Below are 26,995 nucleotides of genomic sequence, written 5' to 3'. Positions count from 1 at the left end.
TTAATAGGGGGATTTAGATGAAAAAAGATAAAAAGTTTTCTATCGGAGAATTCTCAGAAAAAACGGGAATACCAATTCCTACTTTGCACTATTATGATGAAATCGGGTTATTACAACCTGAAAAGAATCCGTCCTCAGGGCACCGTATTTATAAATATCAGGATATTATAACCTTACAAAAAATTCTAAGTTTAAAATTTCTAGGCTATAGTCTAGATAAAGTCGCTAATTTGTTATACGAATCAAGTTTTGGTGTTGATTTAAATGAAAGTTTGTTTCTCCATTTGCAAGTGTTAGAAAGAGAAAAAGAAAAAATTGAGCAATCAATGCAAGCAATTAAAAGAGTAATAAAGTTAGTCAAAGAGGAATGTGAAATAGATAGTACAGTATTATTTAGTCTTATTTACGGTATGAATACAGAACATACACATAAAGAATGGATGGAATGCCATAAGTTAACGGATATCGTGGAAGAATTATCAAAGAAATCAGAAGAAGATAAAATTGCCTTGGATAAAACGTTTATTGAATTATCTAAAAAGGTTAAACAATTATATGGTAAACCAGTCGAGGATTCGAAAGTACAAGAGATGGTTAAGGAATATATAGAAGAGTCTTTTTCATTTCTTAATGAGGATCTGATACAAAAGTTAGCTAATACTAGTGTGGAAGAACTGGATATGCAAGAACTTGAAAATATGATACCTTCGCCTTTCACAGAAGATGAACAAAAATGGCTTAACGAAGCGATGGAATATTATGTGAAGCAAGTAGAAATGGAAAAGGAATAGATTTTATGAGTGTTTACCTTCATCGAAATAATGCTATAGACCTTTCATTGAAGGAGGGGAATATTGGGGGGGAAGTTACGTTTGTTATTGCTTTATTCAAAAGAAAGAAACGCTTATACTTCATTTTTGAAGTATAAGCGTTTTTGTTTAAAATACTCAAAAAGAAAAATCTTTTGGCAAAGTACCATTTTTAATAACCGTTCGTAACCCATGTTTTATAATCCAAGGGTTAACAGGATGCTGTTTATCACGTAATTGCTGCAACCATTGAAAAACGATTTCTTTATCTTCTTTCGTAATATCGTTAATATGATTGGCTACTGATTTTTGGACATATTTAGACGGATCATTTATTAATGGCTCAAGAAGCTGTAAATTGTTCTTAAAGTCACCTTTTAGAGCTCCTATTTTTTTAGCCCAAGGAAGTCTTGGTCTTGTACCTTCAGAAACTAATCTTCTAATGTGGCTGTTTTCGTCATGAATCCATTGTTGCAATATGTCCAGTGTGTCTTCATGGTATGTTTCAAGAAAAGGTCGAATGGCATATTCAGCAGTATTTCTTTTTGTTATTTCATACATGGCGTTGAATGAGGTTTCAAAGTCGTTAAGTCCATATTTTTCAACGTATTTTGCAATAGGCATGTACATATATCCGTTTGTAAATGTGCCTACTTCTGTTGTGTTTTCTGATCCCAATGTTTTCAGTAATATATGTATTGCTGCATTAAAATCTTTTTGTAAAGTATTGTGTAATTCATCTGCTATTACTTCAATACGCTGCTTTAACTCTAAATTTTCAACTTTACATGTTACGGAAGATACAAAGTTTCTTTTAGAGAAAGTAGGATCATGTTTACAAATAGAATCAGCCATTTTTTCTGCCAATTCTTCATTAAATAAAAATTTTAACGGAACATATTTACCCATTTTTTCACCTCGGTGGTCAGTTAAAAGCAATTTTTATTTTTTTATCGACAATCCATAAACTAAAGTTTCACTCGGAGTTGTAATACTAAAACCTGTCGTCTTATAATCAAGTTTCACTGTATCACCAGTGTAGTCTTTCGTAAATGAATCCATTTGTACAATAAGATCTTCATCTTCATATACAACATCATCTGCGTTATATGTATCCCAAATTAAATCGACATCAACGAAAATACTACAAGAGTTTGTCATTGTTCCTCTAATGCGAATGATTTTTTTATCTTCACGTTCTAGTCTATGTATAGCTGCTTTTGCTTCATCAGTAATGCGAATGTTCATCGTATCCCAACCTTTATGTATATTTCCTTTATTATTGCAAAAACAAGAGCAATAGGGAAGGGAGAAGTATTGCAATAAAAAACGAGCAAACAAATTTGTTTGCTCATTTTACGTTTATTTCAATTCACATTTATCAAGTGGAATCACTTTCGTTTTCTTCGTGAATTTATAGCCTAACCATAGTACTAAGAAGAGTGGTAAACCGATGTAAGAAACGAGTACACCGTTCCAATCAATTGATTCCCCCATAAATGCGCCGTAGTTTTGACCTAAAATTACGATGACACAAAGTGCAAATGCGAAGATTGGACCGAACGGGAACCATTTTGCTCTATATGGTAAGTCTTTTAAATCTTTACCTTGTACGATATATGCTTTACGGAAACGGTAATGACTAATTGCGATTCCGACCCATGCGATAAAGCCAGACATTCCAGATGCGTTTAATAACCAAATGTATACAACGCCGTCACCGAATAAAGAAGCAATGAAAGCGATACTACCGACAATTGACGTTACGATTAATGCGTTAACAGGTACACCGCGGCTATCTAATTTACCAAGAAACTTTGGTGCTTTTCCTTGGCGAGCTAAGTCCCAAAGCATACGAGTTGATGCATACATACCAGAGTTACCAGCAGATAGTACTGCCGTTAAAATAACAGCGTTCATAACAGAAGCAGCAAAGGCAACACCCGCTTTTTCAAAAATAAGTGTAAATGGACTTACTGTTACATCACTTGCGGCAAGGCTTTCAGTTGTATAAGGAATTAATAAACCGATAACGAGAATCGCAAGAATATAGAATAAAAGAATACGCCAAAAGATCGAACGAATTGCTTTCGGAATATTACGTTCTGGATCAGAAGTTTCACCAGCAGCTACCCCAAGTAATTCAGTTCCTTGGAATGAGAAACCAGCTGCCATAAATACACCGATAATTGCCATGATGCCGCCGTTAAATGGTGCATCTGCAACTGTGAAGTTTTTAAAGCCAACAGTTTCGCCGCCCATAATTCCGAAAATCATCATAAAGCCGACAATTAAAAAGATAATAATCGTAACTACTTTAATAAGTGCGAACCAATATTCAGATTCACCAAACCCTTTAACAGATAAGTAGTTTAAAAGGAAAATAATAGCTAAACATAATCCGCTCCAAATGAGGGAAGGGGTATCTGGGAACCAAAATTTCATAATTAATGTTACAGCCGCTAGTTCAGCAGCTATCGTAATTGCCCAGTTATACCAATAGTTCCATCCAAGTGCAAAGCCAAGTGATGGATCAACAAATTTTGTTGCATACGTACTAAAAGATCCAGTAACAGGCATGTAAGCTGCGAGTTCAGCTAAGCTTGTCATTAAAAAGTAAACCATAATTCCAATTGCGGCGTATGCAACTAATGCACCACCAGGTCCAGCTGTGTGGATGACACCACCACTGGCAAGAAATAGTCCGGTACCAATTGTACCACCGAGAGAAATCATCGTAAGGTGCCGTGATTTTAAACTACGTTTTAATTCACCTTTTCCATTTGTAGTTTCTGTTTTAGAGGTAGTTTGATTCGTTGCGCTATTCATGTTCAACACTCCTTTTCTTGTAAGATAGGAAGGAGCGGGGGAGAAAAATACAAAAAACCGCCAAAGGAATTTGGCGGAACGTTTCACAAATAACCACCCCATCATACCCTTCCGTTAAGATAGCACCCCACGTTTACACGGTAATTTGTAAACGTGACAGTTCTGTTCCTTTCGGAGACAGCCCCAGCTCATATTTCCAGAGAAGAAATATAAACTTCGGCAACTTTTCCTTTCAAACGGAGTCGGTGACATTCTCTATGTCTCGTCCGTTTTACTCTTAAAAGTCGCAACCTCTACCTCATCGGATTGATGAGGATTTGATATATTGCTAAGATTTTTAATATATGGCAATTGTAATGACTTTCTGAATATATTGCAAGATATTTTGTTAGGAAAAGTCAAAAAATATCGGTTATTGTTTAGGAAACGTTTGCAAAACTCCACCCGAACCTATTATTATGTAACAATAAGCAAAGAAAAAATTGTTATACAAATGTTTCGCAAAAAATATTGAAAAACCCTTTAAAATTAAAAGAAAATTCAGAAAATATAATTCGACATAACTATCAAAAGAGGATTATTCCTTAAATTCGTTTCAAAGAATAAGTATAAATCCGATAAATAGAATGAATATTCTTTTTATTCCTGATAAAATTGAGGTATTGTTTAATTGAAAAGGGGAAATCAATATGAAATTAGAAACAGAAAGACTCTATATAGTGCCGTGTACAGAAGAGAGTATTCACGTTGCTAATGAGCAAGGATATAATAGTGGTCCACATATTGTAGGGTATGTAGAAAATATAAAACAAAATAAGGCTTTATTACCTTGGGGGGCGTGGTATGTCATTCGCAAGGAAGATGACATCGTTCTAGGTGATATAGGATTTAAAGGAAAACCAAATGAGGAACATACAGTAGAAATTGGTTACGGATTTATTGAGAAATATTGGAATAAAGGATATGCGACAGAAGCTGTAAGAGAATTAATAAATTGGGCTTTTCAAACAGGAGAGGTAGAAACGATTATTGCGGAGACACTTCTTGAAAATATTAGCTCGATTCGTGTATTAGAGAAATTACATATGAAAAGAGTAGGCACTACAGAAACAATGATCAATTGGAAAATAGAAAAATAAAAAATACCGCTCGAAGTATATCGGGCGGTATTTTTATCGTTATGGTAGCATTTGTTTTTGATCATTCGGATATTTGGCTGTCGATGCGTTAGAACGATTGGAATGATTGCGAACAGCAATGAAAATAGAAATAATAACGACAAGGCCAACTGCCACGTAAGAAAGTGAAATAATAGTTGGATCCACTTTAAATGTAGTGAGCAGTGTACGAATGTTTGTAAAGATAATAAGGCCACCAACTAATACGCCAAGTAAATGTGCTGGAACGATGCGTACTAACCATGCAGCAATTGGAGCTGCGACAATACCGCCAAGCATTAACGCAAATACCCAAACCCAGCTTACTTGTTCCCAGCCAAGTGAGATGAAGAAGCCAATTGTTGCAGCAAGTGAAACAGGAAATTCACTCGTATCTACAGATCCGATAACTTTTCTAGCTTCATTTCCTCTTGCTAAAAGTACTGGTGTCGTAATCGGTCCCCAGCCACCACCACCAGTTGAATCAACGAATCCAGCGAATAAGCCAAGCGGAACAAGTTGTTTAGCAGACATGCGTTTCTTTGAAGTAACAATTTGTTTTTGAATGATGAATCGTAATAAAATATAAACCCCTAAAGTAAATAAAAATACGGAAATATACGGTTTAATTACATCGCCAGGTAAATTGCTCAAAAAACATGCCCCAATAAATGCGCCGATTGCTCCTGGTAATGTAAGCCTGGAAACAGTATATTTATCGACGTTTCCAAATTTGATGTGAGATGCACCAGAAGCGGCAGTTGTAACAACTTCAGCTAAATGAACAGATGCGGAAGCTACAGCCGGTGCGATACCAAACATTAATAATAGTGAGGTAGATGTTACTCCATACGCCATTCCAAGTGCTCCATCAATCAATTGAGCGAAAAATCCAATAATAGCAAAGACAATTAATTTCTGCATAAATAATCCCCCTGTAATAATAAATGAAAAAGGCACTTTTCCCGTATGAGAAAAGTGCCTTTGGTTTTTCCAATCAGCAATAATTAAATTTGTTTCATTATAATACATATTAATCGTATAAATCAACTAGGTTTTAAAGTTTTTTGAATTGAATGAAAGAAAAATAAAATATACAATAAAAGGATGGAGAGAAAGGGGGAAATGACATGTTACGATTTGATCATCTCGTACACGCAGTACATGGTACACCGGAGGAAGCAGCAAAACAAATGCAGGAACTTGGATTTCATACTGTATTAGGCGGAGAGCATATTACTTGGGGTACTTGGAATAGTTTAAGTTATTTTGATTTATCATACATAGAATTTCTGGCAGTTCAACATGAAGAAAAAGCGAAAGAAGCAGAAAATCCATTAGTACAAGAAACAGTAGTGAAATTACAAGACGGAGAAGGAATGTTACAAATTGCAATTCGAACAGATGCCATTGAAGAGCTAGCAGTTAAGTTTAGTAAACACGGTTTACATACGATAGGCCCATTTGAAGGGAAACGAATGAGAAAAGATGGCCGCCTTTTAGAATGGAAAATGTTATTTGTAAAGCAAGAGAAAAACGGACCGAAATTACCTTTCTTTATACAGTGGAATGAAACGGACGAAGAAAGAAGAAACGACTTACGTAATATAGGGACAATCACTGAACATAAAAATAAAGTACAACAAATTGAAACGATTCATTACGCAGTGAAAAATGTTCGAGAAACAGTACGGAAATGGAAAGAAGTAATGGAGCTAACTGCAAGCTCAGTCGTAAAAAGTGAAGAGTGGAATGCGGAGTGCCAAAGTGTATCATTCGGTGACATTCAAGTACAGTTTTGTGAACCAATTGGAGAAGGGCTAGTACTAGAACATTTGAATCATCATGGCGAATATCCTTTTGCGGTGGAGTTTAAAGGGGAAAATAAACGAGAGCATGAAGTGTTAGGTAGTTTGTACATATATTAATAGAGGTGAACGTTGTGGAAGAAATGCTTAGAGAGATAGAGAGAAAACTAGAATGGCCTCGTATTGTAAAGTGTACAGCTATTTCAAAAGGTTTTTCACATGAAGAGAAATATAAAATAGAGCTAGAAAATAGAGTAACATATTTTGTAAAAGTATGTGATGTTGTTCATTTTGAACGTAAACAAGAAGAATATACGTATATGAAACAATTAGAGTTATTACATATTCCAACACCAAACTTAATTCATTTCATAAAACTTGAGGAATTAAATAAATGTGTTCAAGTATTTGAATGGATCCAAGGTGTAAATGGTGAAGAAGGTTTAGGAAAGCTATAGGTAGAAGAACAGTATCATGCAGGAAGAAAAGGAGGAGAAGTATTAAAGAGGATTCACTCAATTGAAAGAGAAAGTGCAAGTAATAAATGGGAAATGATTCGATGGAATAAGTATGAAAGATATATAGAAGCATTAGCAGGTTACGAGGTAAACTTTCTAGATTTGAAGCCCGTATTAACCTTTGTAGAAAATCATAAGTATTTATTGAAAAATCGTCCAATCACATTTTTACACGATGACTTCCATCCAGCAAATAGTATGATTCATAATAAGGAGTTTATCGTTATCGATTTTGGTGGATATGATTTTGGTGATCCCATACACGATTTTTATAACGTAGCGATTTTTACTACAAGAATAAGTAAACCATTTGCGATTGGACAAGTTCACGGTTATTGCGGAGGCGAACCGTCGCTTCATTTTTGGCAACTGTACTCATTATATGCAGCAATGACATTCCCAGCGGATATCGTATGGACAAACCGAAGCACACCGCATTTAGTAGATGATATGAAGGAAAGATTGAACGGGATTTTAGAAGATCATAATCATTTTTCATCCTATATTCCAAAATGGTATCAATCACAACATGCGGATATAATAAACTATAAGTAATGGAGGGATTCATTTGGATAAAATAGCGGTAATTTCAGATATACATGGTAATATTCCAGCATTAGAATCTGTGCTGCAAGATATTAAATTAAGAGGAATTGAGCGCGTCATTTGTCTTGGAGATCTAGTAGGAAAAGGTCCTCATTCTAGTGAAGTGATTGAAATCATTCGTAAAGAATGTGATGAAGTTGTAATGGGGAACTGGGATGATTTTATTACAAAACCGACTGAATTTGAAGCGTTAAAATGGCATCAAAAACAATTATCGGAAGAACAAAATGACTATTTAAGAAGCTTACCATTTTCAATCGAATTTTTTATGAGCGGCAAATTGATTCGTATGTTCCACGCTTCACCTAGAAGTTTATATGAAAGAATTCAACCACACGCTGCAAGAGAAGAGCGTATTAGTATGTTCGAAAACAGTGAGCTCACAGAGAATATAGAAGGGGAAAGAAAACCAGATGTCGTTTGTTATGGTGATGTTCACCAAGCATTCGTTCAAAATTTCAGAGGGAAAACGCTATGTAATGCTGGTAGCGTAGGAAATCCTCTTGAAATTACACAAGCTTCCTATTTAATATTTGAAGGAACATACAATGAAAAAGAAGCCGCAAGCTTTTCTATTCAATTAGTACGTGTACCGTATGATATTGAATTAGCTATTAGGCTAGCAGAAGAATTAGATATGCCAGAAATTGAAGAATACAAACAAGAATTACGGACTGCTTTATATCGAGGGTTTAAGGGAAAGTAAGCCAATCATATCAACGATTCGACAAAGGATAGAGTTATTGACAAAAGGTTACACGAATTGTTACTCGTAATTATGTTATGTAAACTAATTGTGAGGAGGAATATCATGAACCGAAAAGAACGAATCACAGAAATTGCAGATCACATATTAAAGCTAAACTTAACTCATCCAACAAGAGTTGGAGTAAGTGGTATTACAGCTTCAGGAAAAACAACATTTGCAAACGAGCTAGTGGAAGAAATAAAAGAACGAGGAGTACGAGTAACAAGTGCCAGTATTGACGATTTTCATAATCCGAGAGCAATTCGATACGCGCAAGGAAAAGAATCTGCAAGAGGGTATTACGAAGATGCACACGATTATACAGCTTTCAAAGAAAGATTATTAAAGCCTTTAGGGCCTAACGGGAATTTACAATATGAAACGATTTCTCATAACTTAATAACGGATATTCCTGTACATAATGAGCCACTAGTGGCCACGCAAAATATGATATTGATAGTAGATGGAACGTTTCTATTGAAAAAAGACGTTGCGCATTTATTCGATTACAAAATCTTTGTAGATACAGATTTTGAGATTGCGAGAAAACGTGGTGCAAAGCGCGAGACTGAGGCTTTTGGAAGTTATGAAGAAGCTGAGAAAATGTTTTTAAACAGATATCATGCGGCCTGTAAGATGTATATAGATGTGCATAATCCGAAAGAGTGTGCGGATGTTGTATTTCGGAATAGTGATTTTGGAGATCCGGTAGTTGTATTTAAAGGAATATAAAACCATTTATATATCAAAAAAAATCGTGAAAGGAGATGCTTTGGATGGATAAAAAAGATAATCCGAACGATCGGCCTGTGTGGGCGAATGAGTCAGTAGAGATAGTTAATGCAAATCCTGATTGGCAAGATAAAGGGCGCTGTGAAGAACAGCAACTATATGAACTGCTTGCTCCTCTCGGTATAAGCAAAGTAATACATATAGGAAGTACATCCATACCTGGTTTACCAGCAAAACCTATCATTGATTTAATGGCTGAAATAGACTCATTTGATAGAGTACAACATATTTCAGCGAAATTGGCCAAATATAATTGGCATTATGTAAGCCCAGAATTAGATGAAAGACCTTGGAGAAGGTTCTTTGTGAAAGTTAAGAATAATAGGCGTGTAGCGCACCTGCATTTGATGGTTAAAGGAACTGAGCGATGGGAGCAACAACTTTTATTTCGTAACCGCTTACAAGAAAATCCACAATTAGTTTATGAGTATTCAAATCTTAAACAAGATTTAGCTAAAAGATTTAACCAAGATAGAGAAGCCTACACAAAAGCTAAAGCAGAATTTATTAAACAAGTTCTAAAATGATTTAATTTTTAATTGTAATTACGTTTGAATATAAAAGAAAAAACATACTTTATTTTACAACTTAAACTGACATGAAATGCATGTAAACAAAAGTGAGAGACTGCGATGTTCTAATGTATTTCCTTTTATTTATCATGATAAATTATATATAATTGAATCAAGTTCATAGAAAGATAGGTACTAAAACGATTTTAAAAATTGACTTGATTTTATGAAAAAAATTAAAGGGAATAAGGCGGAAATATGTTAATAAAGTACAAAGGGGACAGGAAATATAATGAATGAAGTACTAGAACTAAAAGAAGAACTACTACAAATTAAAAATAATAATTATGCTGTACCAGAAGACGTAGATGCATATCCATATGCGCAGTGGATGCTAGATTATATCGGTTCACCTGATTCTGAATTACGTGATGATTTAATTTATAGTACGCTTCACACATGGATTACAAATGATGTATTTAGACAAAAAGAATTACGAGGGTTAATGTTACAAGCAATTAGTCCTGATTATTTATTTTATAAAATTGGTGAAAAGGGAACAGACTCTGTATTTAAACGTGCATTCTCAGTATTAATTCCGCCACTTATTTTATCTGTTCATGAAAGAGAATCATTGTTATCTGAAGAACAACTGTACAGTGTGGCAGAACAAGTGCTGGAATATGTATATTTAGAAGAAGATGTAAGAGGCTACGTAGAAGGAAAAGGATGGGCACATTCTACAGCACACGCTGCTGATGCACTAGATGCTTTAGCACGTACGATACAAAACCGTGAGTTTTCATATGCAATATTAGCTGCTGTTCGCCAGAAGGTTCGATTAAGTGATTACGTATATGTGCACTTTGAAGATGAGAGATTAGTAAAGCCAATTATGTCTTTACGTAACCAAAATCTTTTAACTGAAGAAGAGTGGAGCAATTGGTTACATAGTATAGCAACTGTTGAAGATATCCGACATCCGCAGCATGCTATTTTAGTACAAAATATTAGAACTTTCTTAAGAAGTTTTTATTTCAGAGTTTTAGAGACAGAAGGTAGTACAGCCTTTACAGATGATATATTGGAGACTTTGAAGGGTTTGCGTAGGTATTAAAAATGGTCCATCCTTAGAAACAATGAATAGATATTAATTTTGAAAATTTATTAGAAATTTATTTTTATATTGTACCCTTTCATTATAGGTTGAAAGGGGTGTCAAATGAAAAAATTATTAAAGTCAGTGAAAATAATATTATTAATGAGTGTTAGTATGATTTTCTTTGTAACAGGCGTTGTATTTATATATCATAACTATCAATTAAAAATGGAATCGAAATTAATGAAGAATGAAGGCGAATTTGTTAATTTCGATAATAAAAAAGTGAATGTTTATAATGAGGGGAGCGGGGAGGATACGTTTGTATTTATGGCCGGATCTGGAATTGCCGCTCCTGTTTATGAATTGAAAGGCCTATATAGTAAATTTTCGAAAGAAAACAAGATTTCTGTAATTGAGAGAGCTGGTTATGGATACAGTGATGTTTTTCAAGATGATAGAGATATTGATACGATATTAGAACAAACGAGAGAAGCGCTTATACGAAGTGGAAATAAACCACCTTACATTTTAGTACCACACTCTTTATCGGGTATAGAGGCTATTTATTGGGCACAAAAATATCCAAGTGAAGTAAAAGGGATTATTGCGTTAGATATTGGTTTACCTAAACAGTACGTGACTAATAAAATAGGTATGGTTGATTCATTAAAAATAAAAGGGATGAATATTTTAACGAAAATTGGTTTTCAGAGATTAGCTCCCTCTATTACTTATAATCCCGAAGTCATTCGTCAATCTTTTTTAAACGAACAGGAAAAAGATATTTATAAAGCGCTTACGTATAAGAGGGCTTTTAATGATGATATGAAGCAAGAACTTTTACAAAGCTACAATAACGGTAAAAAATCAAATTCTTTATCGATCCCAAAAGAAACACCTATGTTATTTATAGATGCGATTGCTAGGCAATATAAAGATTCGAAGTATACAAAGCAAAAAAATGAAGATTATAAGGAGTTTGCTAGCAACTTATTAATAACTGATGTAAAAATAATTGAAGGTACACATAGTATTTATTTATATGCTCCTGATGAAATATACAAAATTGCTATGGATTTTATTAAGAATAAAGTAGTGAAGAATTAAACAATTGTAACTTTAGCGATGAAAGGCTTACATAATGAAAGTATATAACATATTAATTGTTGAAGACGATTTGATTATAGGAGATTTATTACAAAAAATTTTACAGCGTGAGAAGTATAATGTGTGTTGGGAGAAAGAGGGAAGTAAAGTTCTTGATATAATTCATGAAATAGATTTAGTCGTAATGGATGTTATGTTACCAGGCGAAGATGGTTATCAAATTACAAAGAAAATAAAAAATCTAGGATTAAATATTCCAATTATATTTCTATCAGCAAGGAATGATATGGATAGTAAACTAAAAGGTTTGACCATTGGAGAAGAATACATGATAAAACCTTTTGACCCTAGAGAGTTGTTGTTAAGGATTCAGAAAATGTTAGATAATCAATATGGTACGTTCACGCAAATTAACCATTTATTTATAGATGCAGAATATAAAAGAGTTTTTATTAATGATTTGCGTAATGAAGTTGCTTTGACAGCAATTGAACGAAAAATATTCTTCTATTTATATGAAAATAGAGATAGAACTTTATCTAAAGAACACTTCTATGATTACCTATGGCAACTCGAAGATAGAAATCAAAATATCATGAACGTACATATAAAGAAAATCAGAACCAAAATTGATGATAAAACAGGTGATATTATTCAGAACATATATGGAGAAGGGTATAGATTAAATACCTATATGAAGAAATGAACTTAAAGAAAAAATATCAGTTACTATTATTCTCCGCTATTATTAGCGTACCACTGTTATTGTTGTCAATTAGTATCTTTGTATCAGTTATTTATAATGTTGTCTTTAAAACTAAAAATCAGAACATTCCTTTTCACGAATCCTATGCATATCCTACGATGTTAATCATATTTTTATTATCACTATTAATATTAGCTTTTGTATTTTCAAAATCGATTAACACAGTATTAAATAAAATTAATGTGTTAAATCAAACGATTCGAGAGTTAGCTAGTGATAAAAAAATCCCTAATATTATAAATGTTAAAAGCGATGATGAAATGGGAGAGCTGATTAAATCAGTGAACTTGCTTATAGAAAGAACAACTTATCGAGAATTAGAACTACAACAACAGGAACAAATAAAAAAGGAACTATTAAATAAATTACGGCATGATATTAATACACCCTTAACAGCGGTCAGATTACAATTATATTATTTAGAAGGTGAGTACAAGGAACAAGCACCAGTACTTGAATCAATGTATGAGCAGATACAATATATAAGTGATTTAACTAACGAATTTAATATTCAATCTACAGAGACCTTAGAGAATACTTATATTGTGAATGATGAAGTTAATATACATAATTTAATAGAAAATATGATTAAAAAATGGAGCTATTTGTATAGCATTCATAAAATTGAATTCGTATATAATCCACAAGATAAAGAGTTGATATGGAATAGTAATGAGTTATGGATTCAAAGGTTATTTGATAATATTTTTCAAAATGTCCTTAAACATTCAAAAGCTAAAAAACTCAAAATTAATATAGATGAAGATATTGTTTCTTTTAGAGATAATGGGATTGGGTTTGATATAAATAGTAAAGGTATGGGACTGGGTTTGAAAAATATTGAAGATATATCAAAGATGTTCGATATAAAATACACTTTACAATCAAATAGTGAGGGTACTATGTTTTCATTTGAAAATACAAAAGTTTAGAGCAAATTACATAAAACCAACACATCCCAACCATACTAATAAAATGTGTTGGAGGTGAATGTTATGGACAATAAAGACTTTGAAAAAGTGTATAATGATTACTTACATCAAGGGGAAGAGCAAGCTCAATTTGAAGTAGCTCAGAAGGTTGTTTCGGGGGCAGAACAAATAGTTGCAGTTCGTAAAAATGATGACGGGGATTTGATTGCTTTTAAAACAAGTGGCGGAAGAGAGTTAGATTATATGACTGCTCTTAGTGAAGCGAAATCTGGGAAGTTAAATCATGTGGACGTATTTCATAAGTATGGCAGAGATATTATACGTAGTGAACCTGATGGAATAAAAGAAAATAATTTAGATAATTTACCTTCATTTTAAACGGGTAAACCTGAAGAAGAGAATGTTCATTTGGATATTCTCTTCTTTTCTTTCTCTACAAATAGAAGGTTCATTTTTAAAGTGCAATCACACTTTTAAAGAGAGCTCTAAATTTCTCTTTATCTTCTGCTGTAAATGGTTTCGGTCCCTTTGTACGTTTACCGCTTTTTCGAACCATTGCACTTAAATACCGTGTTTGTAACAATTGTTCAATGTTATCATTCGTATACTTATAGCCTTTATGGTGTAGTACGATACAGCCTTTTGCTAATGCAAGCGAAGCAAGACCGTAATCTTGTGTTACAATTAAATCTTCTTTATTGGCTAACTGTATAATTCGGTAATCGGCAGCATCTGCTCCAGAATCAACATAAATTGTTTCCACACCTTTTGGTTGCTGAGCATTAGAATAATGAGAAAAGCTAGTAACGAGGGTTACAGGGATTTCTGCATTCGTAGCCTCAAAAATAATTACATCTTTTACAGGACAAGCATCTGCATCAACGTAAATTTTCATTTTTATCACTCCTATAACTAGGTTCGTGTTGATAATAATGGTAGATTTTTCTTTTGTCAAACGATAAAGCTTTATGTAAAGTCATTTTCCACAAACTAAAATAGCTTCTCGCAAACGAGAAATACCTTCCTCAATTTGATTAATATTCACTTTTCCATAAGATAAACGTATATAACCATCTTTCGCACCGAAAATACTACCGGGCATAAAGGCGATTTCTTGTTTTAAACTTTGCATAATAAGTTGTTTTTCGTTTATCGGTTCTTTTAATTTTCCCCATATGTATATACCACCGGTCGGGTTTGAAAAAGAGATTTTATCGTGAAGTTGCTCATTTAAGGCGCGAACGATAACGTCTCTTTTTTCTGCTAGTTGTTTTCGTAACGGTACGATATGTGACTGAAATGGTACGGTTTCAAAAAACTGCTGCATAAGCCACTGCGGGAAAATGCTCATACCTAATTCCATTTGGTGCCGTGCATCTGATAATCGTTCGACTACAGATTGAGGGGCGACAAGCCAGCCGACTCGTAAACCTGGTGCGATCATTTTTGATAAGGAATGTACATAAATGACTGTTCCGTTTTCATCAATCGATTTTAAAGTAGGGCAAGGTTGTTTCTTTTCTAGCGTAAGTAGACTAGACGGATCATCTTCAACGATCGCAATGCGTAAGTCTGCGCAAAGTGATAATAGTTTTTTTCGGCGATTTGGATGAAGCATCGTTCCCGTAGGATTTTGGAAGTTTGGATTTAAAAAGATCATTTTAATACGATGCTTTCTATATAATTCTTGCACATCGTCTGGATTAATACCGTGTTCATCGACGGGTAACGGGAAAATACGAATACCTGCTGATTGGAATAACGGCAAGGAATAACAGTGCGATGGACTTTCGAAAGCAACAGCATCACCTGGATTTAATAAACATTGCACGATAAGGTGAAGTGCTTGCTGTGCGCCAGAAGTAATCATAATGGATTGTTCAGTCGCTTCCACTTTTAAATATTCCTTCATATATTTTACTACCGCTTGTCTTAGCGGGAGATAGCCTTGCGGGTGATCATAACTTAATGAATGCGTTAACGGTTGTTCTCGTAAAATCGTTTGTAGTTGATCGTGAGGATAGAGATTACAACCGAGTTCTCCGTTTGCAAAATCAATAATGTTTTCATTTTGTTGTACTTCTGCCCGAATATGGCGAAGTAACGGCAAGTTTGGTAAGAACGTACCGCCTTCTACGAAATTTCTCCAGTTCGGCGTTAATGTTGGAGAAACGCCCCACATATGTGTACTCACACGTGTTCCTTTACCAGTCGTACTTTCTACAATCCCCATAGCACGTAATTCATTATAAGCAGTCGTTACCGTACTTCGATTTACATTTAACTGCGTAGCTAATTTCCGTTCGGAAGGTAGGAAGCTACCTGGAGGAAGTTCTCCGAATGTAATACGTTTTTCAATAAAGTCAACAACTTGCTGGTAAATAGGGATTTTACTGTCGTTATCTAACTTCCATTCCATACAAACGCCTCCGCATCTCTTATATATATTCAGTATAACAAATTGGCTGGGTAAAAAAACAGCCAATTGGACGGTGTTATATCCAGCCAATTTTACTATGCTAAATATGGAAGGGGAGATTCGGATGAAACGATGGCAAATGGAATGGCTCCTAGTATCAGTTGCATTAGTATGGGGAGCAAATTATACAATTGGAAAGTATGGCGTGGCATATATGTCATCCATTCAATTTAATAGTTTACGATTTTTAGTAGCATCACCGGTATTATTACTTATTACATTTTTAATGGAACGCTCATTACGTATTGAAAGAAAAGATTGGTTACGATTAGTAGCAGTCGGTATCGTTGGTACGGCAATGTATCAAACGATGTTTATGCTATCTGTAAAATATACTTCAGCAACGAACGCCTCATTATTAATTGCGATGTCACCTATATTTACAGGGATATTAGCAGTATTACACAAACAAGAACGCTTTTCGATGAAAGTACAAATTGGTTCAATAGTAGCATTTATTGGTGCAGCATTTGTCCTATTAACAGGACATACGGGAGGAGCTACTTACGAGTATGCATGGCTCGGAAATATAATTGGATTAGTCGCAGCAATTGCATGGGGATGGTATCCAATATTAGCGCAACCTCTTATTACAAAATATTCTGCAATGAGAGTCACATCATGGTCTACTTTAATTGGAATTGTACCTCTCGTTATATACTGTTTATTCAACGTAAACACATTAACATGGCCAGTAGATACGCCAAGCTGGGGCTCACTAGCATATTCAATCGTCTTTGCGACAATCTTTGGGCTAGCAATGTGGTATGTTGGTATTAGTCAAATAGGTTCAACGAAAGTAATGGTTTATATGTATCTTGTACCATTGTTCGCAGTTATCTTTGCAGCAGTAACAATTGGAGAGCAAATAAACATGATGCAACTCGTTGGCGGGCTTATAATCTTTATCGGTTTATATGTTGTAAAAAAAGGCGGAATCAAAAAGCCAGCTCTCAATTTGAAAAAAGTAAGCTAACAGTAAAAATGATCTCTTTCATATAGAAGGAGATCATTTTTTGTTTCGTAATAAAAGCGCTTGTTCAACAGCCCATTTTTGATGATCATGAAGTAAATATTCTATAGCATGTAATGGGGACATCCACCTTAGAACATGATCCTCCTCGCAGCTTTCAGTTTGTTTCTGCACCATGTTCGCAATATAAAAGAACCCATCGTTTAAATAATATGTATCTTCCTCTTCAGCATAAAAATAGCGCATTGCATTACCGATATACTGGTTAATTTCAATCGCCCATCCTAATTCCTCTAGTAGTTCACGATGTAAGCATTCATCTTTTGTTTCGGTACCTTCCATACCGCCACCAGGTAAAAAATAACGGTCTCCTTTTTGGATAACAGCAATTTTTGAAGAAGTTGAGTTAAAAATAATTGCATAACAACTAGGTCGTAATACATATTGCTCAGTAGGCTTTTTATAACCAAAAGTAAGTTTAGATATCATAAAACAAGTCTCCTCTCTATAAAATACATAAAAGGAATATTAAGGTAAAAATAGAATTATATAAGTATAATCTTATGAGATGGGAGTGATAACAACATGATAAATCGAAAATGTTCAAGGTGTAAAGAGATAACAGGTGCGTTGCACGGTGGTAAAAAAATTAAGGAAGAATTTCTATGTGAAGACTGTTTGCAAAAAGGAATTGCGAGCGGAGAAATCGAATTATCACAAGTGGAAGAAAAACAAACTTCGTATCTTTCTATAAAAATATTAAAAATAATGAGTGTGATTTATTTAATAGCATCTATTTTTATGGCTTTTTCAACCGGTCCATTTATACATAATATAGGATTTAATGAAATGTCCATTTCAGGCCCAGAATTAGGTTTAATAAGTATTGTTATGCTAGGTTCTTTATTCCAGTCTGTTCTTGTATTTTGCGGGATTTGGGTATTCATTCTATTAGTAGAAACCGTAATTAAAATTTATGAAAAAATGAAGTGAGTGAGAGGGAGAAACATATGCAAGTTAGAAACATCCAAGGGGAAGATTATGTAAAGATTCATTCTGTTTTAAATGATTGGTGGGGCGGGAGAGACATGGCTGCTATGCTGCCAAAATTATTTTTCGTTCACTTTCAAGAAACGAGTTTTATCATTGAAGAAGATGGCGAAACGTTAGGTTTCTTATGTGGATTCTTTTCACAAACATATAAAGATGAAGCATACGTTCATTTTATCGGTGTGAATCCGAGGTATAGAAGAAGAGGAATCGCATCGACATTGTATTCTTACTTCTTTGATATCGCTCGTGCAAATAATCGTAAAGTTGTAAAAGCAATTACATCACCAGTTAATAAAAAATCGATACAGTTTCATAGGGAGATTGGCTTTCGAATTGAGGCTGGAGATGATGAGATAGAGGGTGTATCGGTACATACAAATTATGATGGGAACGGCGGTAGTAGAGTGTTATTTTTGAAAAATGTGTAAAAGTAGGCTAGCGCGAAGTTAGCCTTTTTGTTGTGAGGAGGTATGAATATGGAGAGTTCTCAAAGTAGAAATGAGTACATAAGGCGCATTTATAAAGTACAGGATTATATAGAGTCACACATAAATGATTCACTATCCATTGAAGATTTAGCCAATGTCGCAGGATTTTCAAAATATCATTTTCATAGAATTTTTAAAGGAATAGTAGACGAGCCGTTATCACGATATGTAAATCGATTGAAACTAGAAAGGGCAACAAACCTTCTTACATATCGATCGGATATGACGATTACTAATATCGCTTACCATTTTGGTTTCACAGATTCAGCAGTTTTCTCTCGAACATTTAAAAGTTATTACGGAATAAGTCCATCTCAATATCGAAACGACAATAGCAAGAATTGCAAAGACGTAAAGGGAATTCCTCAATACAATGAATGTAAGAAGGTTCGAGGTAATGTTGAAATTGTAACAGCGGATAATATAAACGTCGCATACATAAGACATACAGGTACATATGAAGAGTTAGCTATAGCTTTTCCAGAAATGATAGAAAAATTATTTCGTTACGCAGCTAAGCAAAACTATCATGTATTTGAGGATACGAAAGTATTAACCATTTACCACGATCATCATGAATTTACTGAGAACTATCATTTAAGAACAAGTTTATGTATAACAATTCCGAATGAGTCCGCAGTAGAACCGAGCGACATTGGAATAATGGTAATACCTTCTGGAAAGTATGCAGTAGGGCATTTTGAAATATTCCAAGATGAATATAAGGGAGCGTGGGACTTTATATATGGTGAGTGGCTGCAAAATAGCGGATATAAACCGAGAGACTCGTATCCTTTTGAAGTATATAGAAATGATCCAAAGCAGCATCCCGAGCATAAACATATAGTTGATATATATGTACCTATCGAACCTTTTTAATTATAGGTTAAAGGGGAAAGAATAATGAAAATTGCTGAAAAGTTAGATCTGATTATAAAAGAAGAATACAAAAATATGAATGGTATGTTAGTAGTGCAGAGAGGTAATGTTGTTTTTGAAAATTATTATAATGGTTACAGTCCAGATAATGCGTTTCATGTAGCATCAGCCACAAAAACGATTATTTCTGCGTTAATTGGGATATGTGTAGATAAAGGTTATATAAAAAGTGTTAATCAAAAGGTAATGGAATTTTTCCCGGAACATAACATTAAGTCATCTGAAATAACAGTACGACATCTATTGACAATGACAGCTCCACATCCTTTCGTAGGCTGGCAGGAACCGTTAGAAGAACTATGTACGCAACAAGATTGGGTACAGTATACGTTAGATAGGATAGGAAAAGGCGGAGAAATTGGGACTTTTAAGTATTCATCTGCAGGAGCCCATGTATTATCAGCAATTATTACGAGTGTAACAGGAAAAAGTGCGCGTGAATTTGCAAATGAGTACCTATTTCAACCACTCGGCATGAGCGAAATTCCAAACTATAATATGAAAGCATTTGGATTTGATGACTTATTCGGAAAAGATGTAAAAGGATGGGTTCACGATCCAAATGGTATTTCGACGGGCGGATGGGGACTAACGTTAACAGTTAGGGATATGACTAAGTTTGGACAGATGTATTTGAATGAAGGTATTCATAATGGAAAACAAATACTATCAAAATCATGGATAAAAGAATCAACAGAAATGAACCAAAATCAATATGGTTACTTATGGTGGTTACGAGAAGATGGAATCTTTTCATACTGTGCAATGGGTGATGGTGGGAATATGATTTGTTGTATTCCAGAGAAGGAATTGGTTGTAGTAATTACTTCTGAAGTTATGCCGAATGCACGGGATAGATGGGAGTTAATTAAAGGATACATACTTCCTTATTTAAAAGATTAATATGGGTATTTTTATGAAAATAAGAATGAAAGGTTTAGTTAAACTTGTTTTGTACTTCATGATAGAAAAAAGTGTGGTGTTAACAAAGTTATGTAACTAAGATTATAAAACTTCAACACCTATACGATTATTAAATAATTGCAAGGTGTTGAAGTACTTTTTAATCTATTAAGGCTGCTTTCAACTAAAAGAAGAAACATCTTTTTTCTTAGCTGTTTAACTATTTTTTAACTTTGTGCAGTATAAGATACATCGTGCCCAGCACAATTGCTAGTAAGGTAAATTTAATTAATTCTATTAGGCTGGCATCCCACTTGTTTTGTACTACATCTGTTAAATAAAATACATTAAACATACCATGTAAAATTGCTGGTGATATTACGGAACCACCATATTCCCTTGTGTACGTCAAAATGATAGATAATATAAATAATAAAGCAAGATAACTTAATATTCCTACAAACCAAAACTCATAGTTTTTATAAAAGATTGCTACTGGAATATGCCATAAAGACCAGAGAAAAGCTATAATAATAGCTGTTTGTTTGAATGAATATTTTTTTCGTAAATAGTAATGAAAATTCCCACGCCATATAATCTCTTCAAATAATGCAGATAAAAATCCGACTGTAAGACCAACGAGCAAGAGAAATCCTAATTCATTCCAATGATGATATAAGAACTTTATATCATCATTATAAAAATAGAAATGGAGACATAGTCCTAGAAGTAGTGGCAATAATATGGAGAAAATTAGTGTTTTTATTTTGGGACGTGAAAATCCAAATGTGTGAACTAAGTTTTGTTTCTTAAATAATTTTTGAAATAAAATAACAGCTAAAAGTGGAACAACCATGGTAAACCCCAAATAATTACGACCATTTTCTATGTTCAGCAAGATGATATATACAAGTGATGTGAGAAAATAAATACATAATGTTGAATGATAAACTATGTGTTTATTAATATTTTTCACCTGCCTAAGTATGTATAAGTGGTTAATCGAATATCCGATATTTTAATTATATATGAAATGGAAATCGACAGAATGAATATTTCCATATTATTGTTTTTAACATAGAAAAAGTGTCGAAATTACATATATTGAACTTGTAGAAAAAATTAAATTATCCCCCGTAACTTTTCGCAACAAAAAATCGTTAAACAAAAGAATAGATTTTTTATCACGAATGGGGGAGAACCATGAGAATTCTAATACTAGGCGGTACACGATTTTTAGGCAGAGCTTTCGTAGAAGAGGCTTTACAGAGAGGGCATGAAGTTACATTATTTAACCGCGGAACAAACAAAGGGATTTTTCCTGAAGTGGAGCAGCTTATCGGGGACAGAAATGGTGATGTATCCAGTTTAGAAAATCGAAAATGGGATGTTGTCGTGGATACATGTGGGTTTTCTCCACATCACATTAGAAATGTTGGAGAAGTACTTAAAGATAATATTGAACACTATATATTCATCTCAAGCCTTTCCGTATATAAAGATTGGATTCCGCATGACATAAAAGAAGACTATATATTACAACCTGAACCGACGGCTGAGCAAATAAAGACTGTAGAAAATGGTGAAATATCTCCTTATGAGCATTATGGTGCACTGAAAGTATTATGCGAAAAAGAAGCAGAGAAGTATTGGCCGGGGCGTGTTTTACACGTAAGAGCAGGACTTCTTTCAGGAATGTTTGATTATACAGATCGACTTCCATACTGGGTTCAGCGTGTAGCAAAGGGCGGAAAAGTGTTAGTACCAGGAAGAAAAAATCGTCCAGTGCAATTAGTTGACATAAAAGATGTCGCGAGATTTGGACTCGATATGGCAGAACATAATAAAGCAGGAACATTTAATATAACAGGTCCGAATGATGAATTGACGATGGAAGAGCTATTAAATACGTGTAAAAAGGTTACGAATAGTGATGCTGAATTTGTTTGGGTAGACGAATCGTTTATGAGTGAACATAATGTGCAGCCTTGGACAGAAATGCCTTTATGGATTCCGGAAACTTTTCCATTAGAAGGGGAAACGAAGCCGTGGAAAGGTGGATTTTCAATTAGTATTGAAAGTGCTGTTAAAGAAGGACTTACTTTTAGAAGGTTAGAACATACAGTTACAGATATGTATAAGTGGATGAAGAGTGTGGACGAATGGGAATTAAAAGCAGGTATTTCAAGGGAAAGAGAAAAGATGTTATTGGATAAGTGGTATGAAATAAAGAGAGCTTAAATAGGAATCTTATGAAAAAAGGACTCTGTTTATTGGTTAAACAGAGTCCTAATATGAATCTACCACTCAATCGGTTCTTCCCCATACATCTCCCATAGCTTAGGAAACATCTTTTTTAAACCTTCTTCATCGTCTTCATCCCAGTCAAATTCAAAATCAACATCGTCGAATTCTTCATTAGATAAGACATGGTAAAGTGTAAAGTAAGTATCATCTTCGTCACCAGTTTTTTCTGCATATACAGTGAAACCGAAATATAAAGAAAGTTCTTCTATTTCTGGAACGTCATACTCACTCAAATTTTCTAATACAGGAATTAATCGTTCTGGATCTTCAATACAAGCTTCGTATGTCTCTTTTCCTTGATATAGTAACCATCCACGGAAGTAATCAAAAGGATCATCTGAACAGCCACCCATAATAATATAAGCGGCTGCCCATAAACGGGAGGTATAGGAATCTTTCAAAATACGATGCATATGCGTATCAAAAGCAACAATTTCATGTACTGTACGTTTAGCAAGGTGGGAAGTAAGCCATTCTATTTGTTCTTCTTGGTCCTCACCTTTCGTTTTTGCACGAGCGAGTAGTTCCCAAAATTCTTCTTCGGTTATCGTCTTTTCTTTTATGTAATCTTCCCCTTGAATAGGGTCTATATATCCTTTTTTACGTTTGGAAGCAACTAGTTTAGTAGCTTCTTTCATACATTCTTCTTCTGTTTCAAACTCTTTCGCTTTTACACTACCAGCTGTGCCAATTTTTCCGTAAAACACAACGTAGTCTTTTTCTTTCACAACGATTTTCCAAAACTTATTTGATTTCTCAGTTTGCTGGATTAATAACGTTTCCATCCGTACCCCCATAATGTTTTCTAGTGTGCAATGTGATTGTAACATATGTATATATACTTGTAATGATGAAAAACAAAAGTTTGGAAAATTCGAAAATGATTGAATGAAGTGGATAAATTTAGTAACCTTATTTGTACAGTAATTACATAATTATTTTGTGATAATTCGATATTTATATAAAGGGGCGTTACGGATGGATCTTACATTTAAAGTTGAGGAAACATGTTTTAATTACCGCGTCGGAGCAATTTGTAAATACGATAGTAAAATACTCATTCTGCAAGGTGACGGTGAAGATTTTTGGTATGTACCCGGCGGAAGGGTGAAAATGCTAGAGAATAGTGAAGATGCATTAAAACGAGAGCTTGCGGAAGAGATAGGTGTTCCTATTAAAAGGAAAAGGTTAATATGGTCAGTAGAAAATTTCTTTACACTTTCTGAGCGAAAGTTTCATGAGATTAGTTTTTATTATGAAGTAGAGCTACATGAATTACCTGCAAATGGAGCGGATCAATATATTTTGGAAGAAGAGGGTAGAACGTATTTGTTTAAGTGGGTGCCGGTAGAAAAGTTACATGCATATAATTTACAGCCTGCATTTATAAAAGAGAAAGTAAAGGATATAGCAGTACATACAGAACATATCGTTTTACAAAAATAAACGTATTCGGAGGGAAAAAGGGTGAAGGGGACTAAAAAAGAGGTACATATAAATGACAAAGTAATTCGTTACACACATATCGAAAAAGGTTCTAGTACGGTTTGCTTTATGTTTTCAGGTTCAGGATACAATTACGATAAGCCGTTATTTTATTACGCGACGATGCTTATGCTTGAACATAAAATTGATGTTGTACATATTCATTACTCTTACGACGAACAGGTAATGAATAAACCAATAGAAGAACTAACGAAAGTAATGATGGATGATATTTATCCTATAATGAATGAAGTATTAAAAGGTGAGCAATACAACGAGACTTTGTTTTTAGGGAAGTCACTCGGAACGATTCCGATTGCAAATGATGTAATGAAGAGAGAAGAGTTTTTACAGTCAAAAATGATACTACTTACACCTTTACTAACATTTGAATCTATTTTCGACTCCATTTTACATAGTCAACACGAAGGGCTTTTAGTTATTGGGGATAAAGATCATCAATATAATGCAGATCAAGTTAAGCAGTTATATAAAACGAATTTAACAATCGATGTTATCAAAAATGCAAATCATTCTGTAAATGTGGGAGGATATGAAACAGGTAATTCAATTGAAGCGATAGCAAATATAATAGAAAAGCTTCAAGAAGTTGTTAGGAAAAAATAACTTATCAATACATGCAAAAAGAGGTGCAATTTGCACCTCTTTTACTTTAATAAGCCTTCAACACATGAAGCAAATAATCCTTCCGATTCAGCGGATTATAATCAACGCGTTTTCGAATAGGAAAGGGACCCGTCAGTTTTATGAAACCACCTGGCTTTGTTGTAAAGATACCTTCTCCTTCAGTAAATGAATGAAGCATGCGCTTAAAATTCTCTGTTTTCGCAACAGGTAATGATCCAGTTAGCTGGTAAGAATCATTATTGAATATAGGCTCTGCAAAAGTTGCTGGAATAGCAGCTAATTTATACATCGCGGTACTAATTGCGTGCTCCGGTACAGTTAATTCAAACTCATTTACTGGTTCATATACATATGTTTCAGCTTGCTTTAAAGCATCCATTAAAACGAGCGGTGTTAAGTTTCTAAAGTCACTCGCTGTTGTGACAGGACTAGCATAACCTGTATGTGTTAGAGTGACGATAATATCCGTAACTTCCCAACCGTATAAACCTTGTTTTAACGTTTGGAATACAGTATCTTCAATCGCTTTATGAAATGCTAAAGGTAGTGAGCCAAGTTCAACGCCTAATTTATATGTTATGCCAGAATTAAGTTCACCACGCTTAACTTTGAATCCGACTGTTGCGTAAAATGGATTCGCTTTTTCACCCATTACTTCAACGCTATTACCTACGCCAATTGGTTTCTCAATACATACAACTCGTGTATTTGAAAAAGTAACCTGCAAATTATATTTCTCATAAAGTGTAGTTTCAATTACTTCTTTTTGTACTTCACCGAAAAGGCGAATATATAGTTCATTATGAACATCGTCTTTCCACACTTGAATGAGTGGATCTTCTTCACATAGTTCCATAAGTGCAGCGTATAAATCATGAATTCGTTCTTTAGGTACTGCATCAATGGCTGCTTCCATTTGTGGTTCGGCAAAGTGAATGTCTTTTATATAATCAGTTCGTTCACCGATAATATCACCAATTTTAATATCATTCAGTCCCCCCACTTTGCAAAATTCTCCGCTAGGAACGATAGAAGCTTGAACCGCATTTCCGTTATGAAACATGCATATTTTCTTAATCTTTTCTTTATGTGCCAGAGCATTATCACGTTGTATATGAACATATTTTCTAACGTGTAAATGACCAGAAAAAACTCTTACATATGCAATCTTTTCCCCAGAAGGTTCACGTTCAATTTTAAACACAACACCAGATAATGTTTCATTTTCATCAGACTTATTAGCTGGAATTAGTTCTGAAATGTTTTCGAGCAGTTCGGTTATACCTATACCTGTCATAGCTGAACCATAAAAGATAGGGAACACATTTGCTTGCGCTATTTGTTTAATGAGTTCTTCTCTTAATAGTATGTCCGGTACGATTTCGTCATTTACATATGATGCAAGCAATGATTCGTTATATGGCGCTAATCGCTCTATACAATCGTCATATGATTTATATTCAATAATACGAGCTTCCTTTGTTCCTTCGTTATGGACAGAGTGGAAGGGTAATGCTTCATTTGAAAGAACCTCTTTTATTTGCTTCATAACTTTTTCAGTATTTGCACCGCTACGATCAATTTTATTTACGAAAATTATTGTCGGTATGTTTAGTTTCTGTAATGTCCGCATTAAAATCTTCGTTTGTGCCTGCACACCTTCAACAGCAGAAATAACTAAAATCGCACCGTCTAAAACGCGGAATGATCGCTCCACTTCAGCAATAAAATCAGCGTGTCCAGGTGTATCAATGACATTTACTTTTAAGTCATTTATACAGAAAGAAACGACAGATGCTTTAATTGTAATTCCGCGTTGTCTCTCTAATTCCATTGAGTCAGTTTGCGTATTACCACTATCTACTCGACCAATTTCTTTAATCACATTCGTTTCATAAAGAATACGCTCAGTCAAACTCGTCTTGCCAGCGTCTACGTGCGCGACAATCCCTATATTTATTGTTGTCATATGTGAATATCCTCATTTCATTTTCCATTTTTAATTCCTCATTTCTATTTGTGTATTGCCGCATT

Annotated in this window: 29 protein-coding genes, 1 pseudogene and 1 riboswitch; of the genes and pseudogenes, 20 read left to right on the top strand and 10 right to left on the bottom strand. The window is 34.3% G+C overall.

Going from position 1 to position 26,995, the window contains the following annotated elements:
- The first annotated feature begins 17 nt into the window (after positions 1 to 17).
- Positions 18 to 791, top strand: a complete 774-nt coding sequence (locus VF726_RS16785; RefSeq protein ID WP_440170326.1) for a MerR family transcriptional regulator — start codon at positions 18 to 20, stop codon at positions 789 to 791.
- Positions 792 to 947: 156 nt separating this feature from the next.
- Here VF726_RS16785 and VF726_RS16780 read toward each other — a convergent pair whose 3' ends face one another.
- The 3 genes from VF726_RS16780 to VF726_RS16770 all read right to left on the bottom strand — a co-directional run bounded on the left by VF726_RS16780 (position 948) and on the right by VF726_RS16770 (position 3,638).
- Complete coding sequence (locus VF726_RS16780) at positions 948 to 1,718, bottom strand: DNA alkylation repair protein (protein WP_440170324.1); 771 nt, start codon at positions 1,716 to 1,718, stop codon at positions 948 to 950.
- Between the two features lie 33 nt (positions 1,719 to 1,751).
- Positions 1,752 to 2,057 carry an iron-sulfur cluster biosynthesis family protein gene (locus VF726_RS16775; RefSeq protein WP_440170322.1) on the bottom strand — a complete coding sequence of 102 codons (306 nt, stop codon included), beginning with the start codon at positions 2,055 to 2,057 and terminating at the stop codon, positions 1,752 to 1,754.
- Between the two features lie 114 nt (positions 2,058 to 2,171).
- Positions 2,172 to 3,638: an amino acid permease gene (locus tag VF726_RS16770; protein WP_440170319.1), complete on the bottom strand. Its 1,467-nt coding sequence runs from the start codon at positions 3,636 to 3,638 to the stop codon at positions 2,172 to 2,174.
- A 112-nt stretch (positions 3,639 to 3,750) separates the two neighbouring features.
- Positions 3,751 to 3,942: riboswitch (Lysine riboswitch) on the bottom strand.
- 385 nt (positions 3,943 to 4,327) lie between these two features.
- Here VF726_RS16770 and VF726_RS16765 point away from each other — a divergent pair.
- Positions 4,328 to 4,777 (top strand): GNAT family N-acetyltransferase, encoded by a 450-nt coding sequence (locus VF726_RS16765; RefSeq protein WP_440170316.1) that lies wholly within the window; start codon positions 4,328 to 4,330, stop codon positions 4,775 to 4,777.
- A 39-nt stretch (positions 4,778 to 4,816) separates the two neighbouring features.
- Here VF726_RS16765 and VF726_RS16760 read toward each other — a convergent pair whose 3' ends face one another.
- Entirely contained in the window at positions 4,817 to 5,827 is a 1,011-nt protein-coding gene (locus VF726_RS16760) for a sulfite exporter TauE/SafE family protein (RefSeq protein WP_440170314.1), read from the bottom strand.
- 98 nt (positions 5,828 to 5,925) lie between these two features.
- Between VF726_RS16760 and VF726_RS16755 the strand changes: the two genes are divergently transcribed.
- The 10 genes and pseudogenes from VF726_RS16755 to VF726_RS16710 all read left to right on the top strand — a co-directional run bounded on the left by VF726_RS16755 (position 5,926) and on the right by VF726_RS16710 (position 14,064).
- Positions 5,926 to 6,723, top strand: a complete 798-nt coding sequence (locus VF726_RS16755) for a VOC family protein (protein WP_440170311.1) — start codon at positions 5,926 to 5,928, stop codon at positions 6,721 to 6,723.
- Between the two features lie 14 nt (positions 6,724 to 6,737).
- Positions 6,738 to 7,676, top strand: a pseudogene (locus VF726_RS16750) (aminoglycoside phosphotransferase family protein).
- A gap of 13 nt (positions 7,677 to 7,689) precedes the next feature.
- Positions 7,690 to 8,433 carry a metallophosphoesterase family protein gene (locus tag VF726_RS16745; RefSeq protein ID WP_440170308.1) on the top strand — a complete coding sequence of 248 codons (744 nt, stop codon included), beginning with the start codon at positions 7,690 to 7,692 and terminating at the stop codon, positions 8,431 to 8,433.
- A gap of 105 nt (positions 8,434 to 8,538) precedes the next feature.
- Complete coding sequence (locus VF726_RS16740; RefSeq protein ID WP_440170306.1) at positions 8,539 to 9,207, top strand: hypothetical protein; 669 nt, start codon at positions 8,539 to 8,541, stop codon at positions 9,205 to 9,207.
- A 44-nt stretch (positions 9,208 to 9,251) separates the two neighbouring features.
- Positions 9,252 to 9,794: a GrpB family protein gene (locus VF726_RS16735; RefSeq protein ID WP_440170304.1), complete on the top strand. Its 543-nt coding sequence runs from the start codon at positions 9,252 to 9,254 to the stop codon at positions 9,792 to 9,794.
- A gap of 277 nt (positions 9,795 to 10,071) precedes the next feature.
- Positions 10,072 to 10,896 (top strand): DUF2785 domain-containing protein, encoded by an 825-nt coding sequence (locus VF726_RS16730; RefSeq protein WP_440170302.1) that lies wholly within the window; start codon positions 10,072 to 10,074, stop codon positions 10,894 to 10,896.
- A gap of 105 nt (positions 10,897 to 11,001) precedes the next feature.
- The gene (locus VF726_RS16725) at positions 11,002 to 11,988 is read left to right on the top strand and encodes an alpha/beta fold hydrolase (RefSeq protein WP_440170300.1); all 987 of its coding nucleotides are present in this window, start codon (positions 11,002 to 11,004) and stop codon (positions 11,986 to 11,988) included.
- Between the two features lie 34 nt (positions 11,989 to 12,022).
- Positions 12,023 to 12,694 carry a response regulator transcription factor gene (locus VF726_RS16720; protein WP_440170298.1) on the top strand — a complete coding sequence of 224 codons (672 nt, stop codon included), beginning with the start codon at positions 12,023 to 12,025 and terminating at the stop codon, positions 12,692 to 12,694.
- Positions 12,691 to 13,686, top strand: a complete 996-nt coding sequence (locus VF726_RS16715) for a sensor histidine kinase (RefSeq protein WP_440170295.1) — start codon at positions 12,691 to 12,693, stop codon at positions 13,684 to 13,686. The genes VF726_RS16720 and VF726_RS16715 overlap by 4 nt, the downstream gene beginning before the upstream one ends.
- A gap of 63 nt (positions 13,687 to 13,749) precedes the next feature.
- A complete protein-coding gene (locus tag VF726_RS16710; protein ID WP_440170293.1) occupies positions 13,750 to 14,064 on the top strand; it encodes a DUF3892 domain-containing protein in 315 nt (104 codons plus the stop codon).
- A gap of 76 nt (positions 14,065 to 14,140) precedes the next feature.
- Here VF726_RS16710 and VF726_RS16705 read toward each other — a convergent pair whose 3' ends face one another.
- Entirely contained in the window at positions 14,141 to 14,581 is a 441-nt protein-coding gene (locus VF726_RS16705) for a YaiI/YqxD family protein (protein ID WP_440170290.1), read from the bottom strand.
- An 81-nt stretch (positions 14,582 to 14,662) separates the two neighbouring features.
- Positions 14,663 to 16,105 (bottom strand): MocR-like pyridoxine biosynthesis transcription factor PdxR, encoded by a 1,443-nt coding sequence (pdxR, locus tag VF726_RS16700; protein WP_429602100.1) that lies wholly within the window; start codon positions 16,103 to 16,105, stop codon positions 14,663 to 14,665.
- A gap of 124 nt (positions 16,106 to 16,229) precedes the next feature.
- On the opposite strand from pdxR, the gene VF726_RS16695 reads away from it, so the two are divergent.
- Entirely contained in the window at positions 16,230 to 17,141 is a 912-nt protein-coding gene (locus VF726_RS16695) for a DMT family transporter (RefSeq protein ID WP_440170287.1), read from the top strand.
- A gap of 33 nt (positions 17,142 to 17,174) precedes the next feature.
- On the opposite strand, the gene VF726_RS16690 is transcribed toward VF726_RS16695, so the two are convergent.
- Entirely contained in the window at positions 17,175 to 17,627 is a 453-nt protein-coding gene (locus tag VF726_RS16690) for an NUDIX hydrolase (RefSeq protein WP_440170285.1), read from the bottom strand.
- 96 nt (positions 17,628 to 17,723) lie between these two features.
- Here VF726_RS16690 and VF726_RS16685 point away from each other — a divergent pair, with 96 nt between their 5' ends.
- Genes VF726_RS16685 through VF726_RS16670 form a run of 4 tightly spaced genes read left to right on the top strand, consistent with a single transcriptional unit; the run spans position 17,724 to position 20,521 of the window.
- The gene (locus VF726_RS16685) at positions 17,724 to 18,131 is read left to right on the top strand and encodes a DUF3980 domain-containing protein (protein WP_440170282.1); all 408 of its coding nucleotides are present in this window, start codon (positions 17,724 to 17,726) and stop codon (positions 18,129 to 18,131) included.
- Between the two features lie 17 nt (positions 18,132 to 18,148).
- Complete coding sequence (locus tag VF726_RS16680; protein WP_440170279.1) at positions 18,149 to 18,619, top strand: GNAT family N-acetyltransferase; 471 nt, start codon at positions 18,149 to 18,151, stop codon at positions 18,617 to 18,619.
- A gap of 48 nt (positions 18,620 to 18,667) precedes the next feature.
- Positions 18,668 to 19,558 carry an AraC family transcriptional regulator gene (locus VF726_RS16675; protein ID WP_440170277.1) on the top strand — a complete coding sequence of 297 codons (891 nt, stop codon included), beginning with the start codon at positions 18,668 to 18,670 and terminating at the stop codon, positions 19,556 to 19,558.
- A 24-nt stretch (positions 19,559 to 19,582) separates the two neighbouring features.
- Positions 19,583 to 20,521 carry a serine hydrolase domain-containing protein gene (locus VF726_RS16670; RefSeq protein WP_440170274.1) on the top strand — a complete coding sequence of 313 codons (939 nt, stop codon included), beginning with the start codon at positions 19,583 to 19,585 and terminating at the stop codon, positions 20,519 to 20,521.
- A gap of 220 nt (positions 20,522 to 20,741) precedes the next feature.
- On the opposite strand, the gene VF726_RS16665 is transcribed toward VF726_RS16670, so the two are convergent.
- Entirely contained in the window at positions 20,742 to 21,497 is a 756-nt protein-coding gene (locus tag VF726_RS16665; RefSeq protein WP_440170272.1) for a CPBP family intramembrane glutamic endopeptidase, read from the bottom strand.
- 227 nt (positions 21,498 to 21,724) lie between these two features.
- Here VF726_RS16665 and VF726_RS16660 point away from each other — a divergent pair, with 227 nt between their 5' ends.
- Positions 21,725 to 22,762 (top strand): SDR family oxidoreductase, encoded by a 1,038-nt coding sequence (locus tag VF726_RS16660; protein ID WP_440170270.1) that lies wholly within the window; start codon positions 21,725 to 21,727, stop codon positions 22,760 to 22,762.
- 59 nt (positions 22,763 to 22,821) lie between these two features.
- On the opposite strand, the gene VF726_RS16655 is transcribed toward VF726_RS16660, so the two are convergent.
- Positions 22,822 to 23,613 carry a DUF4240 domain-containing protein gene (locus tag VF726_RS16655; protein WP_000449122.1) on the bottom strand — a complete coding sequence of 264 codons (792 nt, stop codon included), beginning with the start codon at positions 23,611 to 23,613 and terminating at the stop codon, positions 22,822 to 22,824.
- A 193-nt stretch (positions 23,614 to 23,806) separates the two neighbouring features.
- Here VF726_RS16655 and VF726_RS16650 point away from each other — a divergent pair, with 193 nt between their 5' ends.
- Positions 23,807 to 24,274 carry an NUDIX hydrolase gene (locus VF726_RS16650; RefSeq protein ID WP_410491001.1) on the top strand — a complete coding sequence of 156 codons (468 nt, stop codon included), beginning with the start codon at positions 23,807 to 23,809 and terminating at the stop codon, positions 24,272 to 24,274.
- 21 nt (positions 24,275 to 24,295) lie between these two features.
- A complete protein-coding gene (locus tag VF726_RS16645) occupies positions 24,296 to 24,940 on the top strand; it encodes an alpha/beta hydrolase (protein WP_242275700.1) in 645 nt (214 codons plus the stop codon).
- A 46-nt stretch (positions 24,941 to 24,986) separates the two neighbouring features.
- On the opposite strand, the gene VF726_RS16640 is transcribed toward VF726_RS16645, so the two are convergent.
- A complete protein-coding gene (locus VF726_RS16640; RefSeq protein ID WP_440170265.1) occupies positions 24,987 to 26,930 on the bottom strand; it encodes a GTP-binding protein in 1,944 nt (647 codons plus the stop codon).
- Between the last annotated feature and the right edge of the window lie 65 nt (positions 26,931 to 26,995).

It is taken from the genome of Bacillus sp. Brlt_9, assembly GCF_051948935.1.
Lineage (GTDB): Bacteria > Bacillota > Bacilli > Bacillales > Bacillaceae_G > Bacillus_A.
Note: the sequence above shows the minus strand (reverse complement) of the source record. Positions and strands in the feature narration are given on the sequence as shown.